Annotated in this window: 21 protein-coding genes and 3 tRNA genes; 8 read left to right on the forward strand and 16 right to left on the reverse strand. The window is 71.7% G+C overall.

Annotation, left to right across the window (positions count from 1 at the left end; genetic code table 11):
- Window positions 1-139: 139 nt before the first annotated feature.
- Window positions 140-1,390, reverse strand: a complete 1,251-nt coding sequence (locus tag CYJ76_RS10310; RefSeq protein ID WP_101850033.1) for a pyridoxal phosphate-dependent aminotransferase — start codon at window positions 1,388-1,390, stop codon at window positions 140-142.
- Between the two features lie 106 nt (window positions 1,391-1,496).
- Between CYJ76_RS10310 and CYJ76_RS10315 the strand changes: the two genes are divergently transcribed.
- Entirely contained in the window at window positions 1,497-2,087 is a 591-nt protein-coding gene (locus tag CYJ76_RS10315) for a hypothetical protein (protein ID WP_101850034.1), read from the forward strand.
- Here CYJ76_RS10315 and CYJ76_RS10320 read toward each other — a convergent pair.
- Genes CYJ76_RS10320 through CYJ76_RS10330 form a run of 3 tightly spaced genes read right to left on the reverse strand, consistent with a single transcriptional unit; the run spans window position 2,074 to window position 5,266 of the window.
- Complete coding sequence (locus CYJ76_RS10320; RefSeq protein ID WP_141761973.1) at window positions 2,074-2,880, reverse strand: spermidine synthase; 807 nt, start codon at window positions 2,878-2,880, stop codon at window positions 2,074-2,076. The two genes, CYJ76_RS10315 and CYJ76_RS10320, sit on opposite strands and share 14 nt — an antisense overlap.
- A gap of 10 nt (window positions 2,881-2,890) precedes the next feature.
- Window positions 2,891-3,943, reverse strand: coding sequence for a zinc-binding dehydrogenase (locus tag CYJ76_RS10325; protein ID WP_101850035.1), 1,053 nt, complete (start codon window positions 3,941-3,943; stop codon window positions 2,891-2,893).
- A 6-nt stretch (window positions 3,944-3,949) separates the two neighbouring features.
- Complete coding sequence (locus CYJ76_RS10330; RefSeq protein ID WP_101850050.1) at window positions 3,950-5,266, reverse strand: ISL3 family transposase; 1,317 nt, start codon at window positions 5,264-5,266, stop codon at window positions 3,950-3,952.
- Window positions 5,267-5,525: 259 nt separating this feature from the next.
- Here CYJ76_RS10330 and CYJ76_RS10335 point away from each other — a divergent pair, with 259 nt between their 5' ends.
- Window positions 5,526-6,755, forward strand: a complete 1,230-nt coding sequence (locus CYJ76_RS10335) for an arginine deiminase (RefSeq protein ID WP_070704106.1) — start codon at window positions 5,526-5,528, stop codon at window positions 6,753-6,755.
- Between the two features lies 1 nt (window position 6,756).
- On the forward strand, window positions 6,757-7,152 hold the full coding sequence (locus CYJ76_RS10340; protein WP_101850036.1) for a sterol carrier family protein: 396 nt from the start codon (window positions 6,757-6,759) through the stop codon (window positions 7,150-7,152).
- 168 nt (window positions 7,153-7,320) lie between these two features.
- Here the strand turns inward: CYJ76_RS10340 and CYJ76_RS10345 are convergent, their stop codons facing one another.
- Window positions 7,321-7,629, reverse strand: a complete 309-nt coding sequence (locus tag CYJ76_RS10345; protein ID WP_070703610.1) for a hypothetical protein — start codon at window positions 7,627-7,629, stop codon at window positions 7,321-7,323.
- A gap of 65 nt (window positions 7,630-7,694) precedes the next feature.
- On the opposite strand from CYJ76_RS10345, the gene purF reads away from it, so the two are divergent.
- Both purF and purM read left to right on the forward strand, forming a co-directional pair.
- Complete coding sequence (gene purF / locus CYJ76_RS10350; protein WP_101850037.1) at window positions 7,695-9,251, forward strand: amidophosphoribosyltransferase; 1,557 nt, start codon at window positions 7,695-7,697, stop codon at window positions 9,249-9,251.
- Window positions 9,251-10,387, forward strand: a complete 1,137-nt coding sequence (purM, locus tag CYJ76_RS10355; RefSeq protein WP_101850038.1) for a phosphoribosylformylglycinamidine cyclo-ligase — start codon at window positions 9,251-9,253, stop codon at window positions 10,385-10,387. The genes purF and purM overlap by 1 nt, the downstream gene beginning before the upstream one ends.
- Window positions 10,388-10,511: 124 nt before the next feature.
- Here purM and CYJ76_RS10360 read toward each other — a convergent pair whose 3' ends face one another.
- The 3 genes from CYJ76_RS10360 to CYJ76_RS10370 all read right to left on the reverse strand — a co-directional run bounded on the left by CYJ76_RS10360 (window position 10,512) and on the right by CYJ76_RS10370 (window position 11,838).
- On the reverse strand, window positions 10,512-10,706 hold the full coding sequence (locus tag CYJ76_RS10360; RefSeq protein ID WP_070705428.1) for a DUF3073 domain-containing protein: 195 nt from the start codon (window positions 10,704-10,706) through the stop codon (window positions 10,512-10,514).
- 194 nt (window positions 10,707-10,900) lie between these two features.
- Complete coding sequence (locus tag CYJ76_RS10365; protein WP_101850039.1) at window positions 10,901-11,116, reverse strand: hypothetical protein; 216 nt, start codon at window positions 11,114-11,116, stop codon at window positions 10,901-10,903.
- Between the two features lie 89 nt (window positions 11,117-11,205).
- Window positions 11,206-11,838 carry a copper resistance CopC family protein gene (locus CYJ76_RS10370; protein WP_101850040.1) on the reverse strand — a complete coding sequence of 211 codons (633 nt, stop codon included), beginning with the start codon at window positions 11,836-11,838 and terminating at the stop codon, window positions 11,206-11,208.
- 82 nt (window positions 11,839-11,920) lie between these two features.
- On the opposite strand from CYJ76_RS10370, the gene CYJ76_RS10375 reads away from it, so the two are divergent.
- Window positions 11,921-12,553 (forward strand): IMPACT family protein, encoded by a 633-nt coding sequence (locus CYJ76_RS10375; RefSeq protein ID WP_070705430.1) that lies wholly within the window; start codon window positions 11,921-11,923, stop codon window positions 12,551-12,553.
- A 9-nt stretch (window positions 12,554-12,562) separates the two neighbouring features.
- Here CYJ76_RS10375 and CYJ76_RS10380 read toward each other — a convergent pair whose 3' ends face one another.
- Both CYJ76_RS10380 and lpdA read right to left on the reverse strand, forming a co-directional pair.
- Window positions 12,563-13,831, reverse strand: a complete 1,269-nt coding sequence (locus CYJ76_RS10380; protein ID WP_083323611.1) for a carboxylate--amine ligase — start codon at window positions 13,829-13,831, stop codon at window positions 12,563-12,565.
- A 157-nt stretch (window positions 13,832-13,988) separates the two neighbouring features.
- On the reverse strand, window positions 13,989-15,383 hold the full coding sequence (gene lpdA / locus CYJ76_RS10385) for a dihydrolipoyl dehydrogenase (RefSeq protein WP_070705425.1): 1,395 nt from the start codon (window positions 15,381-15,383) through the stop codon (window positions 13,989-13,991).
- Between the two features lie 102 nt (window positions 15,384-15,485).
- On the opposite strand from lpdA, the gene ilvN reads away from it, so the two are divergent.
- Window positions 15,486-15,809, forward strand: coding sequence for an acetolactate synthase small subunit (gene ilvN / locus CYJ76_RS10390; RefSeq protein WP_070705424.1), 324 nt, complete (start codon window positions 15,486-15,488; stop codon window positions 15,807-15,809).
- A 1-nt stretch (window position 15,810) separates the two neighbouring features.
- The gene (locus tag CYJ76_RS10395) at window positions 15,811-17,889 is read left to right on the forward strand and encodes a chorismate-binding protein (protein ID WP_269148631.1); all 2,079 of its coding nucleotides are present in this window, start codon (window positions 15,811-15,813) and stop codon (window positions 17,887-17,889) included.
- Here CYJ76_RS10395 and CYJ76_RS10400 read toward each other — a convergent pair.
- From CYJ76_RS10400 to CYJ76_RS10425, 6 genes are all read right to left on the reverse strand, one after another.
- Window positions 17,801-18,415, reverse strand: coding sequence for a DedA family protein (locus tag CYJ76_RS10400; protein WP_070703753.1), 615 nt, complete (start codon window positions 18,413-18,415; stop codon window positions 17,801-17,803). The two genes, CYJ76_RS10395 and CYJ76_RS10400, sit on opposite strands and share 89 nt — an antisense overlap.
- 130 nt (window positions 18,416-18,545) lie before the next feature.
- Window positions 18,546-18,618 (reverse strand) — tRNA-Phe (locus CYJ76_RS10405).
- Between the two features lie 28 nt (window positions 18,619-18,646).
- Window positions 18,647-18,720 (reverse strand) — tRNA-Asp (locus tag CYJ76_RS10410).
- Window positions 18,721-18,841: 121 nt separating this feature from the next.
- Window positions 18,842-19,522 carry a hypothetical protein gene (locus CYJ76_RS10415; protein ID WP_070705309.1) on the reverse strand — a complete coding sequence of 227 codons (681 nt, stop codon included), beginning with the start codon at window positions 19,520-19,522 and terminating at the stop codon, window positions 18,842-18,844.
- Window positions 19,522-21,111: a GMC oxidoreductase gene (locus CYJ76_RS12930; protein WP_070705308.1), complete on the reverse strand. Its 1,590-nt coding sequence runs from the start codon at window positions 21,109-21,111 to the stop codon at window positions 19,522-19,524. The genes CYJ76_RS10415 and CYJ76_RS12930 overlap by 1 nt, the downstream gene beginning before the upstream one ends.
- 240 nt (window positions 21,112-21,351) lie before the next feature.
- Window positions 21,352-21,427 (reverse strand) — tRNA-Glu (locus CYJ76_RS10425).
- Window positions 21,428-21,468 lie beyond the last annotated feature (41 nt).

Below are 21,468 nucleotides of genomic sequence, written 5' to 3' on the forward strand. Positions count from 1 at the left end.
CTACAACACTGACCGCGGCCACAGCGCCCTGAGAGGACTCCCACCCACCAGCCGACTGTCACCAACCTGATGACCGAGAACACCTAGGCCCCCGCCCGCCCACGTGGCGGTTCTGTGCGGGAACTGGGAGCTCCCCCCCTCAGCCCTGCCGGTAGCTGCGCAGGAAGTTGCCCATGCGCTCCACGGCCACGGTGAGGTCGTCCGGGTGCGGCAGGGTCACCACGCGGAAGTGGTCGGTGGTGGGGATGTTGAAGCCCGACCCGTGGGTCACCAGGATCTTCTCGCTGCGCAGCAGGTCCAGGGCGAACTGCTGGTCGTCGCGGATCTCGTGCACCTCGGGGTCCAGCCGCGGGAAGGCGTACAGCGCCCCGGTCGGCTTCACGCAGCTCACCCCCTCGATGCGGTTGAGCCCCTCCCAGGCGACGTCGCGGCTGCGGGTGAGGCGCCCCATCGGCAGCAGCAGGTCCTCGATGGACTGCCGCCCGCCCAGCGCGGCCTGGATGGCCTGCTGGCCGGGCACGTTGGCGCACAGCCGGGTGGAGGTGAGCAGCTCCACGCCCTCGAGGAAGCCGCGGGCGTGCTCCCGCGGGCCGCTGATCACCATCCACGCCGAGCGGAACCCGGCCACGCGGTAGGTCTTGCTCAGCCCGTTGAGGGTGACGCACAGCAGGTCCGGGGCGAAGGTGGCCAGGTTGGTGGCCTGCACGCCGTCGTAGGTGATGCGGTCGTAGATCTCGTCGGCGAACAGCAGCAGCCCGTGGCGGCGGGCCACGTCCGCCAGGGCGCGCAGGGTCTCGTCGCTGTAGACCGCGCCGGTGGGGTTGTTGGGGTTGATGACGACGATCGCCTTGGTCCGATCGGTCACCTTGGCCTCGATGTCGGCCACGTCGGGGTTCCACCCGGTGGCCTCGTCGCACACGTAGTGCACGGGGCGCCCGCCGGACAGGGAGGTGGCCGCGGTCCACAGCGGGTAGTCCGGGGCGGGCACGAGCACCTCGTCGCCGTCGTCCAGCAGGGCGTTGAGCAGCAGCATGATGAGCTCGCTCACCCCGTTGCCCAGGTAGACGTCGTCCACGTCCACCTGCGGGAAGCCGGGCGTCTCGTTGTACCGGTCCACCACGGCACGCCGGGCCGAGAGGATGCCCTTGGACTCGGAGTACCCGTGGCTCACCGGCAGGGTGGCGATCATGTCGCGCAGGATGTCGCTGGGCGGCGGGAAGTCGAACGGCGCCGGGTTGCCGATGTTCAGCTTGAGCACGTGCTCGCCGGCGGCCTCCATGCGCTGCGCCTCGGCGTTGACCGGGCCGCGGATCTCGTAGAGCACGTCGGCGAGCTTGGAGCTCTGGGGGAGCCTGCGGGGAGTGCGCTGGTGGCCGGGCTGGACCGTCATCGAGCCATGGTCGCACGGACCCCGGAGGCGTCCCGCCCACGGGGTGAGCCCCGGCGCGGCAGTCGGCCGGGAGTGTGGAGGCATGACGCCACGGCGAGGAGTGCTGGTGACCGCCGCGGCCCTGGGCGCAGGTCTGCTCACGGGATGCCGGACGGGCGACCTGTTCGGGTGGGGTGACACCGGTCCGGTGGAGACCTGTGCCATTCCACCGCGGGACCCGTGGTCGGAGGCGGCCGGCAAGCAGCTGACGGGTACCACCGTGAAGGGCCTGCCTCGGCCCACCGAGGCCCGGGAGCGGTTCGCGGCCATCGCCGTGGCCGAGCTGCGCGTGGATCCCGACCCGCGTGACGGCATGCTGTTCCTGAGCGGCACCGTGGTCGATGCCGTGCAGGGCGCTCGTGCACGACAGCGCCTGCGGATCGTGTACCCGGGATTCGGGGTCAGACCGCAGGTGGTTGCCGACCTGCTGGCGACCGTCGGGCACCGGGTCCTCGTGTTCTGGGGCGGGAGGAACGGGGAGATCGCCTCCCCGGAGGGACTCTGGTACGAGCTGCCCATCATGGGGTGCGACCGACCCGTCGGCAGGACGGTGAGCAACCCGGCCCACGGCATCGGGGCCCCGACCGGGTGGGGTGAGGTCACGAGCCTCGACGGCCTCGTCGAGGCCCTGCGGGGGGACTCCGCTAGCGGGCGATGAGCACCTCGGTGGGCAGCGCCGCGGTGGTCGCCCACCGGCGCAGGGTCTCCACCCACGCGATGTCGGTGGGGCCGTCGCCCCGCCGGGCCACGAGCACCACGTTGCCCGGTTGCTTGCCGCGGGCCACCTCGCGGGTGGTCACCATCGCCACCGGGCCGCGCCAGCCGCCCTCCCCCCAGGCCGATGCGGTGGCGCGCGCCGTCGGCAGGCCCGGTGCGTCCGAGACATTCATCGCCAGCACCCCGCCGTCACCCACCACCCGCAGGCAGTCGCCGGCGAAGGCGGCGGTCAGCAGGTCCGCCGGCACCTCACCGTCGTCGAAGGCGTCCACGACCACCGCGTCGGCGCTGGTGTCCTTGAGCCCCGCCACCCCGGTGGCCCCGTCCTGCGGCCGCACCCTGATGCGGTGCCCGGCTGGCAGCGGCAGGCGCGCGCGCACCGCCTCGGTGAGCGCCGCGTCGGGCTCCAGCACGATCTGCGGCGACCCCGGACGCGTGGCCTGCACCCACCGGGCCAGGGTCATGCCGGCCCCGCCCACATGGGTCACGCCCAGCCGTTCGGGGGCCGCCACGCCGGGCACGAGGTCGAGCACGGCGGCCAGGTGCTGCACGTAGGGGAACACCAGCCGCGTGGGGTCGTCGGGGTCCACGTGCGACTGCGGACGCCCGTCGCGCAGCACGAGCACGCCGCCGCCGTCGGCCTCCTCGAAGCCCAGGTGCCCGGGCAGCACGGCGGCGGGCGACGGGTCCTGCCCCCGTCGCCCGCCTCGTCGCTGCTCGCGCCGTCGCGCCATCAGGCCCCGCTCACGGGCGAAGCATCACCTTGATGGCGGCGCGCTCGTCCATGGCGGTGTAGGCCTCGGCCACGTCGTCCAGGGGCATCACGGCGTCGAACACCTTCCCCGGCTCGATGTCGCCGGCCAGCACCGCGTCGCGCAGCGCCTCGCCGTAGGCACGCACCGGGGCCACCCCGCCGGCGACGTTGACGTTGCGCCGGAACATCAGCTCGATCGGCAGCTCGATGCCGTGCGGCACGCCCACGTAGCCCACCGTGCCGCCGGGGCGCGCCGAGCGGATGGCCTGCAGCATCGCGTCGTGCGTGCCCACGCACTCCAGCACCCGGTCGGCTCCCCGCCCGTCGGTCAGCTCGCGCACCGCCTGCACGCCCTCGTCGCCGCGGGCCTCCACCACGTCGGTGGCGCCGAACTCGCGGGCCACGGCCTGACGCGGGGCGTGCCGCGACATCGCGATGATCCGCCCCGCGCCCTTCATCCGCGCGGACAGCACGCCGCACAGGCCCACCGCGCCGTCGCCCACCACCACGACGGTCTCGCCCTCCTGCACCCCGGCGCGGGTGGCGGCGTGCCAGCCGGTGCCCATGACGTCCGAGCAGGTGAGCAGGCTCTTGAGCAACCCCTCCTCCACGTCCTCGTCGACGCCGTCCACCGGTACCAGGGTGCCGTTGGCCCGGGGCACGCGGACGGCCTCGCCCTGGCCCCCGTCCACGAGGTGCCCGTCGCGGTCCGGCCCGCCCCAGCCACCACCGCGCTCGCAGGAGGTCTGCACGCCCGAGCGGCACGGGGCGCAGCCGCCGCAGGACCACACGAAGGGAGCGACGACGAACTGGCCCCGCCGCAGCTGCACGTCGTCGCCGGTCTCCTCCACCACGCCCACGAACTCGTGGCCGATGCGGCGGGGCTCGGTCACCTCGTTGGCGCCCCGGTAGGGCCACAGGTCCGAACCGCACACGCAGCTGGCCACCACGCGCACCACGGCGTCGGTGGGCAGCACCACCTGCGGGTCGGGGACCTGCTCGAGGCGGACGTCTCCGGCGGCGTGGATCACGGTGGCTCGCATACGGGCTCATCCCAATCGAGGGTGTAGTTGGGGTCTGAATCCGCCTGTCTCGAGCAGGCTTCTGGTGATGTAGTTGGTGAGGTTGCGGAAGCCCAGGGCGGAGCCGCGGAGGTGTTCGAGTCGGCCGTTCGTGGCTTCGGTGGGGCCGTTGCTGGTGCCGGGTCGGTCGAAGTAGGCCAGGACGTCCTCTGCCCGCTTGGACAGAGTGCGGCCGAGGGTGACGAGCTCGGTGAGCGCGGCGGGGACGCCGGAGGTCAGGCTGGTGATGAGGTTGCTCATGGCCTGTCGGCCTGCGGTGCGGTCGGGGTGTCGGTAGGCGGCGATCATGCGCTGGTAGATGCCCCAGGTGGCTTCGACCTGGACGTGGTCGTCGTCCCCGAAGAGGGCGGTGAGGCGTTGGGTCTGGCGGTCGGTGAGCAGGTCGGCGCCGGTGTGCAGGGTGCGTCGGGATCTGTAGAGCGGGTCGGTGTTGCGGCCGCGGTGGCCGTGCAGTTCTTGCTGGACCCGGCGCCGGCAGCGGTCGAGGGCGTCGCCGGCGAGGCGGACGACGTGGAAGGGATCCATGACGGCGACGGCCTGCGGGAGCTCTTCGGTGGTGGCGGTCTTGAAGCCGGTGAACCCGTCCATGGCGACGACTTCGAGGCCGTCGCGCCAGGCCTTGGGTCGGGCAGCGAGCCATGTCTTGAACACTTCCTTGGAGCGGCCCTCCACCATGGCCAGCAGCCGCGATGGCCCGGTCTTGTCGCGGACCGGGGTGAGGTCGATGACGACGGTGACGAACTTGTCGCCGCGGTGGGTGTGACGCCAGACGTGTTCGTCGACGCCGATCACCTTCACGTCATCGAATCGGGTCGGGTCGTCCAGCAGGAGCCGCTGGCCTTCGGCCAGCACAGCGGCGTTGGCTGTGTCCCAGGAGACGGCGAGAGCCTCGGCGAGGCGAGCAACGGTGAGGTGTTGGCAGACGAGTCCGACCAGCGCCCACCGCAGCGCGGTCCGGGACAGCTTCGCTCGGGGCTCGGCGGCACGGGTGGTGTCTTGCCGCCAGACGTGCCCGCAGCCGGTGCACTTGTAGCGGCGGACCGTGAGCAACAGCGTGGTCGGCCGCCACCCCAGCGGTTCGTGGGCCAGCTCCCTGGTGACGGTGTCCCGCGCCCTCCCCTCGCAGCCGCAGCGCCGGCACCAGCGCGCCGCATCGTCCTCTTCGACGCGGCACAGGAGCACCGCTCGGTCCGGCTCCACCTGCTGGCCCACGACCACGAGACCGAGCTCGTCGAGGCGGCAGAAAGTCGTCACATCAGGGGTCGCGAAGGTAGCGTCAGGCACGTCGAGGTCTTCCTGGATGGGCAGTGTGAGAACTTCCATCCTCGGAAGGCCTCGACCACTATCCGGGCACCGACGCGCCGCGCCCTCCCACCACGGCTGCTGCGTCGCCTACACCCTCATCTGGGAAGAGCCCGCATACGTGCGATCCTTGCACGTGACATGCACCCGGGCAGCCGGGGCCTGCTGGTCCGAAGGGGATCGGCGCCCCGGGCGGTCGGCCCCCGCCGGCCACTCCTCCCGGGAGAGGAAGGATCTCTCCATGGCATTCCACGTGGGCTCCGAGGTGGGCCGTCTCAAGCAGGTGATCGTGCACCGTCCGGGGCTCGAGATGAGCCGCCTGACCCCCTCCAACTGCGAGCGCTACCTCTTCGACGAGGTGCTCTGGCTCGAGCGCGCGCAGGAGGAGCACGACCAGTTCCGTACCGTGATGGAGGACCGCGGCGTCCTCGTGCACGAGTTCTCCGACCTCCTCACGACCACCGTGGGCATCCCCGAGGCCCGGGCGCACGTGCTGGACAACTCGCTGGACGAGCGCATCATCGGCCCGCGTGCCGTGGAGGAGCTGCGTGGCGTCTTCGACGAGATGCCGGCCGAGGAGCTGGCCACCTTCCTGGTGGGCGGCATCACCAAGGGTGAGCTGCTGGAGCGCGCCTCCGGCTCGTCGTCGCTCTACATGGCCTCGCTGGCCGACCGCGACATGGTGCTGGCCCCGCTGCCCAACCACCTGTTCACGCGCGACACCTCGGCCTGGATGTACGGCGGCGTCTCGGTGAACTCCATGCACAAGAAGGCCCGCCGCCGCGAGACCGTGCACTTCGAGGCCATCTACCGCTGGCACCCGCTGTTCGCCGACGCCGACTTCCAGCAGTGGAACGACGGCCTGGCCTCCGGGCCGGCCACCACCGAGGGCGGCGACATGCTCGTCATCGGCAACGGTGCGGTCATGGTGGGCATCTCCGAGCGCACCAACCCGCAGGGTGTGGAGCGCGTGGCCCGCACCCTCCTGGCCTCCGGCCAGGCGCACACGGTGCTGGCGCTGGACATGCCCAAGGCGCGTGCGCTCATGCACCTGGACACGGTCATGACGATGCTCAACCCCACCACCTTCACCCGCTACACCGGCCTGCCGCCGATGCAGAGCTGGACCCTGACCGCCGACGGCGAGGGCCCCGACGCGCAGGTGAAGGTGCAGCACAACGCCCCCGAGCAGCTGGACGCGGCCATCGCCTCGGCGCTGGGCGTGGACGCCATCACCGTGCTGGCCGCCGACCAGGACGACCGCTCCGCCGAGCGCGAGCAGTGGGACGACGGCTGCAACGTGCTGGCCCTGGAGCCGAACGTGGTGGTGGCCTACGAGCGCAACACCACCACCAACGAGTATCTGCGCACGCAGGGCGTGGAGGTGCTGGAGATCGCCGGTGGCGAGCTCGGACGCGGCCGCGGCGGCCCCCGCTGCATGAGCTGCCCCATCGAGCGCGAGGCGGTCTGAGGTGGCGCCCCGTCGCCGCATCGACCCGGCTGCCGGGCGCGCGGCGGTGGGGCAGTGGTGCGGTGCCGTCGACGCCCCGGGCGCCGACGGCACCGCCGTGTCCGGGGCGGTGGATCGGGCCACCGTCGCCACGGCCGTGCGCTACTGCCTCGAGGAGCTGGGTGCCCGCGTGCCGGGCCGCTCGGTTGAGGTGAGGGTGCCGCCCTTCGGCGTGGTGCAGTGCGTGGAGGGATCCACCCACCGCCGGGGTACGCCGCCGGCCGTGGTGGAGATGGACGCGACCACCTGGCTGGGGCTGGCCACCGGGCGCCTCGCCTGGGCCGATGCGGTGGGCTCGGGGGCCGTGCAGGCCTCCGGCCAGCGCGCCGACCTCTCGCCGCACCTGCCCCTGGCCTGAGCTCCGCACCCCCGGCCTGAACTCCGCACCGGTGCTGAACTCGACTGTCGAGTTCCGCACCGGTGCTGAACTGGGGGACGGTGTCAGGCCGAGATCCGCACCGGTGCTGAACTGGGGGACGGTGTCAGGCCGAGATCCGCACCGGTGCCGTGTTGGCGGGAGGGACGGTCAGCGGCGGCGCTGGGCGACCGCGTCGGCCATCACGAAGAGCAGCCCGCCGAGCACCAGCCCGGTGGCGCCGAACATCACCGCGAGGAAGCCGAAGGACCGCCCGGAGGAGTACATGGCGTCCGACGGGCCGAGCACGGTGGCCAGACCGGCCAGGGCGATGCCCAGCACCGTGCCGATGAGCAGGAAGGGCAGCAGCCGGGGCTCGCGGCGCACGCGTGCTGCGGCCCGCTCCGGGGAGCCGCCGGGGTGGCGGTCCGCGGGCCTGGGCGAGGGGGTCTGGGCGGGGTCCGGGTCGTCGTGCTGCACGGGGCAACGGTACGCGGAGTCCGACGGACCGGGCGGCGGCCCCCACCCCGTCCCCTCGTGGGAGGATGTGTCCCGTGATGCGAGGTGACGGACGGCTCAACCACGACCTGCTGCCCGACGAGGCGCTGCCCCAGGACGAGTGCGGGGTGTTCGCCGTCTGGGCCCCCGACGAGGACGTGGCCACCCTGACCTACTACGGCCTCTACGCGCTGCAGCACCGCGGGCAGGAGTCGGCGGGCATCGCGGTGTCCAACGGGTCGTCGCTGCTGGTCTACAAGGACATGGGCCTGGTCTCCCAGGTCTTCGACGACAAGGTGCTCGGCCCGATGCGCGGGCACATGGCCATCGGCCACACCCGCTACTCCACCACCGGCGCCTCGGTGTGGGAGAACGCGCAGCCCACCCTGGCCGGCACCGACGACCGCACCCTGGCGCTGGCGCACAACGGCAACATCATCAACTCCGCCGAGATGCTCGACCGCCTCACCGAGATGCTCGACGGCGACGTGAGCCGCGCCGCCGGCGAGCTCGGCCGCGGCAGCACCACCGACACCGCCATCCTCTCGGCACTGCTCGCCACCGGCGAGGGCTCCGTCATCGACCGCGCGATGCGGGTGCTGCCCACCGTGCGCGGCGCCTTCTCGCTGGTCTTCCTCGACGAGAACCGCCTCTACGCCGCCCGTGACCCGCAGGGCGTCCGCCCGCTGGTGATCGGCCGCCTCAGCCGCGGATGGGTGGTGGCCTCCGAGACCGCGGCCCTGGACATCGTGGGCGCCAGCTACGTCCGCGAGGTGGCCCCCGGTGAGCTCATCGCCATCGACGAGGACGGCATCGACACCCGCTCCTTCGCCGAGCCGGCGCCCAAGGGCTGCGTGTTCGAGTACGTGTACCTGGCCCGCCCGGACACGCGCATCGCCGGCCGCGAGGTGTACGACGCCCGGGTGGACATGGGCCGTGCCCTGGCGCGCCGGCACCCGGTGGAGGCCGACATGGTCATGCCGGTGCCCGAGTCGGGCGTGCCCTCGGCCATCGGGTACGCCGAGGAGTCCGGCATCCCCTACGGCTTGGGCCTGGTGAAGAACTCCTACGTGGGCCGCACCTTCATCGCCCCCACGCAGACCATCCGCCAGCTGGGCATCCGGCTCAAGCTCAACCCGCTCAAGCACGTCATCGCCGGCAAGCGCCTGGTGGTGGTGGACGACTCCATCGTGCGCGGCAACACCCAGCGGGCGCTGGTCAAGATGCTCCGCGAGGCCGGCGCCGCCGAGGTGCACGTGCGCATCAGCTCCCCGCCCGTGCAGTGGCCGTGCTTCTACGGCATCGACTTCGCCACCCGCGCCGAGCTGGCGGCGGCCAACATGTCCGTGGAGGAGATCTGCGGCTCCATCGGCGCCGACTCGCTGGGGTACGTCGACACCGAGGACATCGTGACGGCCTCCCACCAGCCGGCGGACCGCCTGTGCACCGCCTGCTTCACCGGCGACTACCCCATCCCGCTGCCCACGGACGGCCGCACCGGCAAGGAGTGGCTCGACCTCGAGCGGGCAGCCCGTTCCACCGACCCGACCACCGTCGGCACCCAGCAGGTCCGAGACTTCGCCCAGAACCCCGGAAGGCCGTGATGACCGAGCAGCCCACCCCCCAGCCGACCACCGGCATCACCTACGCCTCGGCGGGCGTGGACACCGAGGCCGGTGACCGCGCCGTGGAGCTCATGAAGGCCTCCGTGGCCCGCGCCACCCGCCCCGAGGTGGTGGGCGGGCTCGGTGGCTTCGCCGGACTCTTCGACGCCTCCGCCCTGCGCGGGATGGAGCGCCCGCTGCTCACCACCTCCACCGACGGGGTGGGCACCAAGATCGCCATCGCCCGGGCGCTGGACGTGCACGACACCATCGGTCAGGACCTCGTGGCGATGGTGGTGGACGACATCGTGGTGTGCGGCGCCGAGCCGCTGTTCATGACCGACTACATCGCCACCGGTTCGGTGGAGCCCGAGCGCATCGCGGCGATCGTCTCCGGCATCGCGCGGGGCTGCGAGCTGGCCGGCGTGGCGCTGGTGGGCGGCGAAACCGCCGAGCACCCGGGTCTCATGGCACCCGACGAGTACGACCTGGCCGGCGCCGCGACCGGTGTGGTGGACGCTGCCGACGTGCTCGGCCCGGATCGCGTGCGGGAGGGCGACGCGGTGCTCTGCATCGCCTCCTCGGGCCTGCACTCCAACGGCTTCTCCCTGGTGCGCCGCGTGGTGGAGCACGCCGGGCTGCGGCTCGAGGACGAGGTGCCCCAGTTCGGGCGCACGCTCGGCGAGGAGCTGCTGGAACCCACCCGCATCTACACGCTGCCGCTGCTGGAGCTGGTGCGCGCCACCGAGGTGCACGCACTGAGCCACGTCACCGGCGGGGGCCTGGCGGCCAACCTGGCCCGCGTGCTGCCGCAGGGCGTTTTCGCCGCGCTGGACCGCTCCACCTGGTCGCCGGCGCCGGTCTTCGAGGCCATCCGGGCCTGGGGGGGTGTGGCCCGGGCCGACCTGGAGAAGACCCTCAACCAGGGCGTCGGCTTCGTGGCCGTGCTGCCGCAGGACTCCGTGGACGAGGCAGTGCGCATCCTGGGGCGCCACGGCATGGACGCGTGGGTGGCCGGCGAGGTGCACGGCTCGGCCGAGGCGGGGCTGGGTGCGCGTGCCACGGCCGCGGACTGGGTGACCGAGGCCAAGGGCGTGGCCGGCGGTGCAGCGGCCCTGGTGGGCGAGCACGCCTGACCGCCCCGCCCCGTGCACCGAGGCCGTCACCCCGCGTGGGGTGACGGCCTCGGCGCACGGGGCCTCCCGGACGCGCGAACGCCCCCGGGTCACGGGGGCGTTCGCGCGTCGCGGTGAGGGGGACTCAGCGGCCGGTGTCCGACCAGCTGTCGTCGTCGTCCTCGTCCTCGGAGAAACCGGAGTACCCGTCACGCGAGGACTCGCGGTCCGACGAGGCGCGCAACTCCCTCTCCAGCGCGCTCAGGTCGGTGTCGGGGGAGTAGTACTTCAACTCCCGAGCAACCTTGGTCTGCTTTGCCTTGGCTCGGCCGCGCCCCATGGCGTGACCCCCTAACCGGTCTGGCGGAGCGGCATCGCCGTGAGCACGTGAATCGCGTGGCGTCCTCGGCCTGGGAAGAGCTCTGGCGTCACGCGATCAGGTGCGAGGCGTAGCGGCCCCGGGGTTTGTATATGTCGTGTCGCAGAGTTTACAACAGACGGTCCCAGAGGGGGCTGAGGGTCGGCCTCCGAGCGTCAGGGGCGCGGGGTGGGCACGGTGTTGGCGAGGATCTCGCTCAGCGGCCACGCGGCGATGAGCACCAGCGTCACGAGCATCCCCAGCAGCACGAACAGTAGGGCGTGCACGGCGGGGCTGAACCTGTGCTTCTTGATGCCCTCGTCGTCGGAGAGGTCCGTGGCCGTTGCGGGCGCGGCGGAGGAGGTGGCGGTGGCCACGACGTTGTCAGACATGCCGTGCAGTGTTCCACGGCCAGGCCGGGCCGGTACAGGTCCAGAAGGTCACAGGTCGAGAACGATTGGGCCCGTACCGGCCGGGGAGGTCAGCGGCGGCGTGCGAGGGCCAGACCGCCACCCACGAGCACCAGGGCCGCGACGCCCAGGCCCACCCAGAGCGCCGTGCCCGGGCCGTCCTGGCCGCCCTCCTCGGGGGCGCCGTCGTCCTGCGTCGCCCCGGCCTCGGGCGAGGTGGTGGTGTCGCCCGAGGGGGCTGCCTCGGTCGGGGTCTCCCCGGACGAGGGGGCCTCGGAGGCCCCACCTGTGGGAGCCGCCGAGCCCGAGGGCGCGGCGGACGAACCGCCCCCGGTGCCCACGGTGAACTCGGTGGTCCCGGAGATCGGGTGCCCGTCGGAGGAGACCACGCGCCAGGTGGCCGTGTAGGTGCCCTCGCCCAGGTCGCCCGGCAGCTCCATGCTGGCGGTGGGGCCGTCGATCTGCGGCGCGCCCTCGGCCACCACCTGGCCGTCCTGGTCCGTCACGGAGACCTTGGCCCCCACCTTCTGGATGGTGTCGCTGTAGGTCAGGTCGAGCGACTCCGGGGCGCTGCTGAGGGTCTCACCGGCGGCGGGCTCGGACCCCTCCAGCACGTCGTGCGCCGACGCGGGTGCGGCCGTGAGGCAGAGGGCGAGGGTGGCACCGGCCACCATGCGGACGAGGGAGGTGTGGCTGAAACGCATGGCGCCATCGTAGGGTGTTCTACGACTCGGCGTAGTGGGTGGGTGGCGGGGCGTGCCGCTCGGCCGCGCCTACCCTGTGCGCATGTCCGTGACCTCCTACCGCACGCTAGCGGCCGACGCCCACGGGGAGATCGAGGAGAAGCACTCGGTCTTCCGCTGCCGCATCGCCCCCACGTCCGACGAGGCGGCCGCGCGTGCCGTCATCGAGGCCGAGCGACGGACCCACCACGACGCGCGGCACCACTGCAGCGCCTTCGTGCTGGGCCCCGACGGACGCATCGAGCGCTCCAACGACGACGGGGAGCCCGCCGGCACCGCCGGGACACCCATGCTCGACGTGCTGCGCGGCTCGGGCTACCGCGACGTCACCGCCGTGGTGACCCGCTGGTTCGGTGGCACCAAGCTGGGCGCGGGCGGCCTGGTGCGCGCCTACGGCGACGCGGTGCGTGCTGCGCTCGAGGAGGCGCGTCCCCGGGAGCGCCACCTGGTGCGCCTGCACTCCCTGGCCGTCGCGCACGCGGACGTCGGCCGCATCGAGAACGACCTGCGCGCCGCCGGGTTCGTGGTGACCGGCACCGACTACGCCGAGCGGGCCACCCTCCACGTCGCTGTGCCCCCGGCGCAGCAGGACGCCCTCACCACGCTGGTGGCCGCGACCACCGCCGGTGAGGGCGTCCTGGTGCCCGGCGAGGAGGAGTGGGTCGACCTCGCCTGAGCCGCCGGCTCAGAAGCCGTGCGAGCTGGGCTTGGGGTAGTACTTGAGGAACTTGCGCACGTGGTTGGCCATGGCCACCAGCGTGTACCCCTTGCGCCACAGGGAGTCCTTGCGGTTCCACAGCGGGTGGTGGATGCCGTTGCGGGCCGCCGCGTTCACCCGCTCGCGCAGCGCCGGGTCCAGCACGTAGCGCATGAGGAAGGGCTTGAACAGCACCGTGTAGAGGATCTCGTTCTCCACGCGGACCGGGGCGTGGGGGCGGTTCTCCACCACGTCGGTCACCACGAACTCCGCCACGTTCGCCCCCGCGGCGGTCACGTAGTAGTTGTTGCGGCCGATGCGGGAGTTCATCTCCAGGAAGTAGCCGGTGCCGTCCTTCGGGTCCACCTTGACGTCGAAGTTGGCGAAACCCTTGTAGTCCATGTGGTCCAGGAACTTCACCGCCGACTCCCACAGGTCCGGCAGGGCCGTGGTGAACATGGCCGCCGGGTTGCCCAGGGCGGTGGGGGAGTGCTCCTCCAGCAGCACGTGGGCGCTGCACAGCAGGGTGGTCTCGCCGAACTGGTCGCGGTAGGCGGTCACCGAGCGCATGTAGGTGTCGTCGCCGCCGATGAGCTGCTGCACCAGGAACTGGCCGGTGAAGCCGGCTGCACGCAGCACGCGCACCATGTCGTCGTAGTCCGCCTGGGTGTCCAGGAAGTAGACCTTCTTCTTGCCCGGGAACTTCAGCGTCTCGTACTGGCTGGTGGTGGCGGGCTTGGCCACCACGGGGAAGGGGCTCTCCACGGCGGGGGCGGTCCAGCCGTCGGCCGCGGCACCGGAGAAGTCCACCACCTGGGTGGCCGGGTGAGGGATGCCGAGCTCGTCGCAGGCGCGGGCGAACTCCACCTTGTCGCTGATGCGGTCCAGCAGGTCCACGCCCGGCATCGGGATGGTGTAGTACGGCGCCAGCTCGTCCACGCGCTCCATCACCATGCGCACGATCGTGTCCTGGTTGGTGAGCAGCACCAGCGGGTGGCGGCCGTGGTGCTCCTTGCCGATGCGCACCAGCTCGTCGATCGTGTCCTGGGACGTCTTGTCCTCGCCGATGAGGTGGTGGTTGATGATGTCCGAGCGCATCACCGGGCCGGTCTCCACGCGGGAGACGACCGTGGGCACCGTGCCGTAGCGGTCGTTGAAGGCGCGCGCCAGGGCGTAGACGCCGATGTCGCCGCCGACCATCACCAGGTCGAAGGCCGGGGTGGTGCCGGGGGCGGGCTGGGCGGAGGTCTCGGACACGTGCTCTCCTTGCGTCGGGTGCTCGATCGATCCTATGCGGGGCGTGGCCGGCGCACACGATGGCGCGCGAGGCCGTGCGTCGCGGGGCCTGAGCCTCCTGCCCGCACGACGGCGCCCCGCCCACCATCAGGTGGACGGGGCGCCGTCGTGCGGGGTGTCAGAGGTTGATCATGTGCCCCTCGATGCCGTGCATGGCCTCCTTGAGGGCCTCGCTCAGCGTCGGGTGGGCGAAGACCACGCGGGACATCTCCGCGGCGGTCAGGTCCCAGGTGGCGGCGGTGACCGCGGCCGGCAGCAACTCGGTGACGTGCGGGCCGATCATGTGCACGCCGATGATCTCGTCGTGCTCGGCGTCGGCCACCACCTTGACGAAACCGACGGCCTCGCCCAGCCCCATCGCCTTGCCGTTGGCGGTGAACGGGAACTTGGCCACCTTCACCTCGTGGCCGGCCTCCTTGGCCTGCGCCTCGGAGAGGCCCATGGAGCCGATCTGCGGGTGGCAGTAGGTGGCGCGCGGGATGTTCTGGAAGTCGATGGTCTGGGTCTCGGCACCGGCGATGGTCTCGGCGGCCACGATGCCCATGGCCTCGGCCACGTGGGCGAGCATCATCTTGCCGGTGACGTCACCGATGGCGTAGACGTGCTCCACGCTGGTGCGGCCGTACTTGTCCACCTTGATGGCGCCGCGCTCGGTGGTCTCCACGCCGGTGGCGTCCAGGCCGTAGCCCTCCAGGCGCGGGGCGAAGCCGATGGCCGACAGCATCTTGTCGGCCTCCAGCACCTCCTCCTTGCCGTTCTTGGAGACGGTGACCTTCACGCCGGAGCCGGTGTCCTCCACGCCCTCCACCTTGGTGCCGGTGAGGACCTTGACGCCCAGCTTCTTGTAGTGCTTGGCGAGCTCCTTGGAGATCTCCTCGTCCTCGGTGGGCACCATGCGGTCGGCGAACTCGACGATGGTGACGTCCACGCCGAAGTTGCTCATGACGTAGGCGAACTCCACACCGATGGCACCGGAACCGGCGATGACGATGGAGCCCGGCAGCTCGGAGTTGAGGATCTGCTCCTCGTAGGTGACCACGTTGTCGCTGAGCTCCACGCCCGGGAGCATGCGGGTGGTGGCACCGGCGGCGATGATGAGGTCGTCGCAGGTGATCTCCTGCGTGCCGCCGTCGTTGAGCTCGACGGTCAGGGAGTTGGGGCCGGTGAGGGTGCCCCAGCCGTCCACCTCCGTGACCTTGTTCTTCTTCATGAGGAAGTGGACGCCCTTGACGATGCCCTCGGACACCTTGCGGCTGCGCGCGTGGGTGGGGCCGTAGGACATCGTGGCGTCGCCCTCGATGCCGAAGGTCTTCTTCTCGTGGTTCAGGGTGTGGGCCAGCTCGGCGTTGCGGAGCAGGGCCTTGGAGGGGATGCAGCCGACGTTGAGGCAGACACCACCCCAGTACTTCTTCTCCACCACGGCGACCTTCTTGCCGAGCTGGGATGCGCGGATGGCGGCGACGTAGCCACCGGGGCCCGCGCCAAGGACAACGACGTCAAAGTGATCGGCCATGGGGCCAGTATTGCAAGCCCACGTGCGCGGGGTGCGCACGCAGGTGGTTGACTGGGCGCTCCCGCCCTGCCGGGCGCCGCACTCGACCCCACGGGAGCCGTCATGGAGCGTCACGCACTGTCCGTCACCGCCGAGAACCACCCCGGTGTGCTCACGCAGGTCTGCGGCCTGTTCGCCACCCGCGAGGCCAACATCCAGTACCTCGCCGCCGGTCCCACCGACCAGCGCGGCCTCTCGCACATGACCATCGTGGTGCGCGCGGCCGCCCAACTGGACGTGGAGGACCTCGTGGACCACGCCCACAAGGTGCCGCACGTCACCGCCGTGGACGTGCTCGAGGACGTGGACACCGTCGTCGACGAGCTGCAGGCCATGAACGAGCGCGCCCCCCGCACCGTGGGCAGCCTCACGCAGCGCGCCTTCTGAGGTGGGCCCCACCCCCGCCCCGACCGCAGCCCGCACCCTCCTGGTCGACCTGCTCGGGGAGGGGGCGGGCCCGTTCGCGCTGCTGCGCCGGGCCGACGACCCCGAGGTGGTGCTGCTGCTGCGCGGCGAGGTCACCGACCTGGAGCACCTGGCGGACCTGCCGGCACCCGGCGAGCACCCCGTGCTGGCCATGGTGCCCTACCGCCAGGTGGCCGAGCGGGGCTTCGCCGCCCACGACGACGGCGCCCCGCTGCGGGTGCTGCTGCCGCGCCACACCGACCGGCTGCCGGTGGCTGAGGTGGCCGCGGCCCTGACCGAGCTGGTGCCCGAGCCCGCGGCCGTCTCCGGCGAGCGCATGAGCGTCTCCGACGCGGACTACGCCGCCATGGTGCGCCGCGTCATCACCGACGAGATCGGCCACGGCGAGGGGGCCAACTTCGTGCTCCGCCGCGACGTGGTGGCCGACGTGGAGGGTCCGCCCTCCACCGCCGCGCTGGGCTGGTTCGCCCGCCTGCTGGAGGCCGAGGCCGGCGCGCACTGGACCTTCGTGGTGCACACACCCGGCCACACGCTGGTGGGGGCCTCCCCGGAGCGCCACGTCGGCGTCGCCGGCGGCCGCGCGGTGATGAACCCCATCTCCGGGACCTTCCGCCATGGCGAGCATGCCACCCCCGAGGCCCTCGTGGAGGCCTTCCGGGGCTTCCTGTCCGACACCAAGGAGACCGAGGAACTCTTCATGGTGGTGGACGAGGAGATGAAGATGATGGCGCGCGTCTGCGCCAGCGGCGGCCGGATGACCGGTCCGCACCTCAAGCAGATGGCGCACCTCACCCACACCGAGTACCTGCTCGACGGCGCCACGGACATGGACCCGCGCGAGGTGCTGCGCGAGACGATGTTCGCCCCCACCGTCACCGGCTCGCCGATGGAGAACGCCTGCCGTGTCATCCACCGCCACGAGCCCACCGGTCGCGGCTACTACTCGGGTGTGCTGGCGCTGCTGGACCGTGACGAGGAGGGACGCGAGCGGCTCGACGCCCCCATCGTCATCCGCACCGCGCAGCTGCCCCACGACGGCACCGTGAGCGTGTCGGCCGGCGCCACCCTGGTGCGCCACAGCGACCCCGAGGCCGAGGTGGCCGAGACCGCGGTGAAGGCCACCGGGATGCTCGCCGCGATGGGCCTGCGCCCCCAGCGCCCGGTCGCCGAGGCCCCGGACCTGGCCGCCCTGCCCGAGGTGTCCGACGCCCTGGCGGCCCGCAACGAGCGGCTCTCGCCCTTCTGGCTCGCGCCGCAGGCCCCCACCCACCTGGAGGGCGTGGCCGGCGCGAGCGTGCTCGTGGTGGACGCAGAGGACGCCTGGACGCAGATGCTGGCCCACCAGCTGCGCCACCTGGGCCTGCGGGCCGAGGTGCGCCGCTGGGACACCGTCACCCCCGAGGACGTCGCCGGCCCGGGCGCTCCGGACCTGCTGCTCAGCGGGCCCGGCCCCGGCGACCCGAGCGACCTCGCCTCATCCCGCATCGCCCGCCTGCACGAGCTGGTCCGGGCCCGGCTGGGTGCCGGTCTGCCGCTGGTGGCGGTCTGCCTGAGCCACCAGGTGCTCAGCCACGCCGCGGGCCTGCCCATCGTGCGGCTCGAGGAGCCCCAGCAGGGCGTGCAGCTCGAGGTCGACTGGTTCGGCCGGCCCGCCCGCATCGGGTTCTACAACACCTTCGTGGCCCGGCACGGCGGGGAGCCCGTGGAGGTCTCGGGGCGTCCGCTGGAGGTGACCGCCGACCCGACCACCGGTGCCGTGCGCGGTCTGCGGGGGCCGGGCGTGGCCTCCATCCAGGGCCACGCCGAGTCGGTGCTCTCGGCCGACGGCCTGCCCGTGCTCCAGGAGATGGTGCGGCACGCCCTGGGGGGGCTGAACGGCTCCGACACGGACGCGAGGAGGGGCACCCCACGGGGTGCCCCTCCTCGCGTCCGTCGTGCGGGCGCCGGGGTGCTCAGGGACGGCTGGCGCGGCGCTGCTGCGCCTTGCGCCAGAGGAACCACAGCACGGCGACGACGAGCAGCACGGCCACGACCTTGCTGATGATCCCCACGACGCCCTCCACGGCCTGCCAGTTGGCGCCCAGGGCGTACCCCAGTCCCACGAGCAGGCCGTTCCACACCAGGGTGCCCAGGAGCGTGTACACGAAGAAGGTGCCGAAGGGCATGCCCGAGGTGCCTGCGGGGATCGAGATGAGCGAGCGGACCCCGGGCACGCACCGGCCGGTCAGGACCGCGACCTTGCCGTAGCGGTCGAACCAGCGGTGTGCGGCGTCGGCGTCGTCCTCGTCCACCAGTGGCAGCTTGGCCATCCAGCGGATGGTGCGCTCCCGGCCCCACGCCCGGGCGACGCCGTACAGCAGGCAGGCGCCGGCGACGGCACCGGCGGTGGTCCACAGCATCACCTCCACCCAGCCCATCTGCCCCTGGCCGATGGTGAAGCCCGCCAGGGGGAGCACCAGCTCGCTGGGGATCGGCGGGAAGACGGTCTCGAGAAGCATCAGCAGGGCCAGGCCGGGGCCGCCGAGGGTCTCGATGGTGTGGGTGATCCACTCGCTCAGGTTGGGCATGGGGCAAGGCTAGGCCGGGGATGCTGGGGGAACCCTGTGGGGCGCCCGTGAATCACGCCTCACAGGACGGGGTGCACGACGAAGCCCCACCCGGTGGAACCGGGTGGGGCTTCGCGGCAGTCTCTCGGAGTGGCCAGAGGCGGGGTCGAACCGCCGACCTTTCGATTTTCAGTCGAACGCTCTACCAACTGAGCTATCTGGCCAGGGCGATGACCGAAATCATCGTTCCAGCGACCTCGACGGGACTCGAACCCGCGACCTCCGCCGTGACAGGGCGGCGCGCTAACCAACTGCGCCACGAGGCCTTGCATTCGCGCCTCACCGGCGCGACTGGAGAACCATACGTGAATCCACGCTGAGTGCAAAATCGGCTCCAGCAGGCGCGTCGGGGGCCCGTGCGCAGCGCACGGGCCCCCGACGCGGTGCTCAGCTGGTGCTGTAGCCGACGACGTAGCCGACCTTCTCGTCGTGGTCGTCGGTGTACCCGGCGAACTCGTCGCGGATGTCGTTCTCCACGGCGTCGCTCACCACCGCCTTGACCATGAGGTTGAACGTCACGTTGGTGAACGTCCGCGGGGAGTAGTACTTCAGCGGCATCGTGAAGCTCTGGCCCGGGGCCAGGGTGCCGTTGTAGGTGTACATGTACATCTGGCCGGTGCCCCGGGCGGTGCGCCCGGTGCTGGTGCGCACCCAGGTCACGGCCGTGTTGGTGGTCACGGCGCCCAGCTGGTCCGAACCCAAGGGGGCGCTGTCCGAGCCGTAGTCACGCATCTCGAACTCGACGGTGCCGGTCGGGTTCACCGCGTCGCCGGGGCCGACGTTGGTCACGGTGATCGACGGCGGCAGGGCCGCCTGGCGCGTGGCCACGGTGGTGAGGCGGTTGGGGTCGGGCTGCTTCATCTGGTCGAAGAACTCGTAGTTCTTCCAGATGGTGTCGTCCAGCGCGTACTCGAGGGTGTCCCAGTCGAAGTTGGGGTCCTCGACGGTGACCGCCAGGTTGGCGCTCGAGACGCTGGCGGCGAGCGCCGGTGCCGCGGCGGTGGCCACGACGGCCGGAACGCTCCAGAGGGCGGCGCGGGTCGCCACTCGGCGGGTCTGGGTGTTCATCAGGCAAACCTCCCGGCCGCGATGAGGCGGTCCATGCAGCGCTCGGCGAGCGCGGTGATCGTCACGAAGGGGTTGACGCCGATCTTGGCCGGGATGAGCGAGCCGTCGATGGCGAAGAGGCCGGGGGCTCCCTTGACCTCACCGTTGAGGTCGGTGGCCTCGCCCAGGACCATCCCGCCCAGCGGGTGGTACGTGAAGTAGTCCGTGAAGATCTTGCCCTTCTCGAACAGGTCGGTGGCGTAGGTGGTGCCGTTGGCGGCATTGACCTTGTCGAACACGGCGCGGGCCGCGGCCACGGACGGGGCGTGCTTGGTGGTGTTCCAGTCGAGGCTCACGGAGCCGTCGGCGTTGGGGGAGAACGACCCGTAGTTGGGGTTGTTCGTGATGGCCAGGTAGAGCGCGCGGTCGATCTCGATGCCGGCCGGCAGCGGCGCGATCTCGGCGAACACCGAGGCGGTGGTGTTGTCCCACGCCTTGACGCCCATGGTCGGGATGCCGGACTGGAAGCGACCGGCGCCGCGGGCGTTGATGGCCAGCATGGTGTTGCCGTTGGGGCCCCACTTCTGGCCCACCGCGCTGTTGAGGCCGGGGATGTCGCCGCGGTACTTGGACTGCACCATGAGCTTGGAGGTGCCGACGGAACCGGCGGCCAGCACGACGCGGTCGTAGACGGCCTGGCGCTCGCTCTGCACGACGCCGTCGAAGTTGATGGTCTTGAGGTCCAGCAGCCAGGTGCCGTCGGCCTGCTGGCGGATGCGCGTGGTCTCGGTGAGGGTCACCAGATTGACCAGGCCGGTGGCCAGGGCGCGCTTGATGTAGGTCTTGGCCAGCGACTTCTTGCCGTGGTTGTTGCCGAAGATGACCTCCTGGGCGAGGGCGGAACGCTCCTCCTCCTGGTAGGACTCACGGCGCATGTAGTCCCAGTCGTAGACGTTGGGCACCGGCACGGACGAGAGGCCGGCCTTCTTGGCGGCCCGCACGCCGTTGCGGGTGAACTGGTACCACGGCGAGTAGGCGATCATGTCGCCCTCGGGCTTGAACACGCCCAGGTTGGCGTTGGCGCGCGGGAAGTACGTGCCGTACATCTCCGCGGCGTCCACCTGCGGCAGCACCATCTCGAAGAAGCTGCGGTCCGGGGTCACGGCCATGCCGCCGTTGGCGAGCGAGCCACCACCCACGCCGCGGCCCACGTACACCTTCATGTTGGCGAAGCGCTCGAGGCCCAGGACGCCGGCGCCGGCGTCGATGTCCTTGTTGACGATGTCGAGCCCGAAGAGGGTGGAGAAGGGCAGGTCGGTGCGGGTCTCGAACCACATCGACCGGGAGGTCGGCTCGGTCATCGACGTGAACGTCTTGCCGTTGAGGCCCGGGCCCATGTTCTCCCAGTCGCACCCCATCTCGATGAGGTCGACGGGGATGCCGCGCGAGGTGAGCGCGAGGGCGGCGACGGCGCCGCCGTACCCGGACCCGATGATGGCGATGCGGCGGTTCCCGGCGGCCTGCGCGGGGGCGCCGGTGGCTGAGGCGACGGCCACGGCAGCAGCGGATGCCGTGGCTCCCCTCAGCATCGTCCTGCGGCTTGTCTGCATGTGTACTCCCTGGGGGAACGCGTGTGAGTGCGGGACTGTTCGCCGTCCCGCCATGCGCATCCTCCCGCAGGTTGAGGCCCCCCATTTTTCCTGAAGGGTGAAAAGGCCGTCCCGGATGGCGACGACCATCGGCCAGAGGAGTGAAATCCTCGGCAGGGGCTCACTCACGGCCGCGGAGAAAGGCCGGATGAGAGATAGGTCACAGGGCGGTTCCGCGGGGGAGTCGCGCCTCGTGTGGTGTGGCATCCCCAACGGGATTCGAACCCGCGTTACCGGCGTGAAAGGCCGGGGTCCTAGGCCGCTAGACGATGGGGACCCGCCGGCGCGGCGGTCGTCCGCCCGCTCCGGCGCGCACAG

It is taken from the genome of Kytococcus schroeteri (genome assembly GCF_002847825.1).
Taxonomy (GTDB): Bacteria; Actinomycetota; Actinomycetes; order Actinomycetales; family Dermatophilaceae; genus Kytococcus; species Kytococcus schroeteri.

Excerpts from the sequence above, each read along its gene's own strand:
- CYJ76_RS10335 (WP_070704106.1), top strand. The coding sequence starts at position 5,526 with ATGGCATTCCACGTGGGCTCCGAGGTGGGCCGTCTCAAGCAGGTGATC.
- purF (WP_101850037.1), top strand. The coding sequence starts at position 7,695 with ATGTGTCCCGTGATGCGAGGTGACGGACGGCTCAACCACGACCTGCTG.
- CYJ76_RS10320 (WP_141761973.1), bottom strand. The coding sequence starts at position 2,880 with ATGGCGCGACGGCGCGAGCAGCGACGAGGCGGGCGACGGGGGCAGGAC.
- CYJ76_RS10360 (WP_070705428.1), bottom strand. The coding sequence starts at position 10,706 with ATGGGGCGCGGCCGAGCCAAGGCAAAGCAGACCAAGGTTGCTCGGGAG.
- CYJ76_RS10365 (WP_101850039.1), bottom strand. The coding sequence starts at position 11,116 with ATGTCTGACAACGTCGTGGCCACCGCCACCTCCTCCGCCGCGCCCGCA.
- CYJ76_RS10310 (WP_101850033.1), bottom strand. The coding sequence starts at position 1,390 with ATGACGGTCCAGCCCGGCCACCAGCGCACTCCCCGCAGGCTCCCCCAG.
- ilvN (WP_070705424.1), top strand. The coding sequence starts at position 15,486 with ATGGAGCGTCACGCACTGTCCGTCACCGCCGAGAACCACCCCGGTGTG.
- CYJ76_RS10400 (WP_070703753.1), bottom strand. The coding sequence starts at position 18,415 with ATGCCCAACCTGAGCGAGTGGATCACCCACACCATCGAGACCCTCGGC.
- CYJ76_RS10375 (WP_070705430.1), top strand. The coding sequence starts at position 11,921 with ATGTCCGTGACCTCCTACCGCACGCTAGCGGCCGACGCCCACGGGGAG.
- CYJ76_RS10370 (WP_101850040.1), bottom strand. The coding sequence starts at position 11,838 with ATGCGTTTCAGCCACACCTCCCTCGTCCGCATGGTGGCCGGTGCCACC.
- lpdA (WP_070705425.1), bottom strand. The coding sequence starts at position 15,383 with ATGGCCGATCACTTTGACGTCGTTGTCCTTGGCGCGGGCCCCGGTGGC.
- CYJ76_RS10415 (WP_070705309.1), bottom strand. The coding sequence starts at position 19,522 with ATGAACACCCAGACCCGCCGAGTGGCGACCCGCGCCGCCCTCTGGAGC.
- purM (WP_101850038.1), top strand. The coding sequence starts at position 9,251 with ATGACCGAGCAGCCCACCCCCCAGCCGACCACCGGCATCACCTACGCC.
- CYJ76_RS12930 (WP_070705308.1), bottom strand. The coding sequence starts at position 21,111 with ATGCAGACAAGCCGCAGGACGATGCTGAGGGGAGCCACGGCATCCGCT.
- CYJ76_RS10325 (WP_101850035.1), bottom strand. The coding sequence starts at position 3,943 with ATGCGAGCCACCGTGATCCACGCCGCCGGAGACGTCCGCCTCGAGCAG.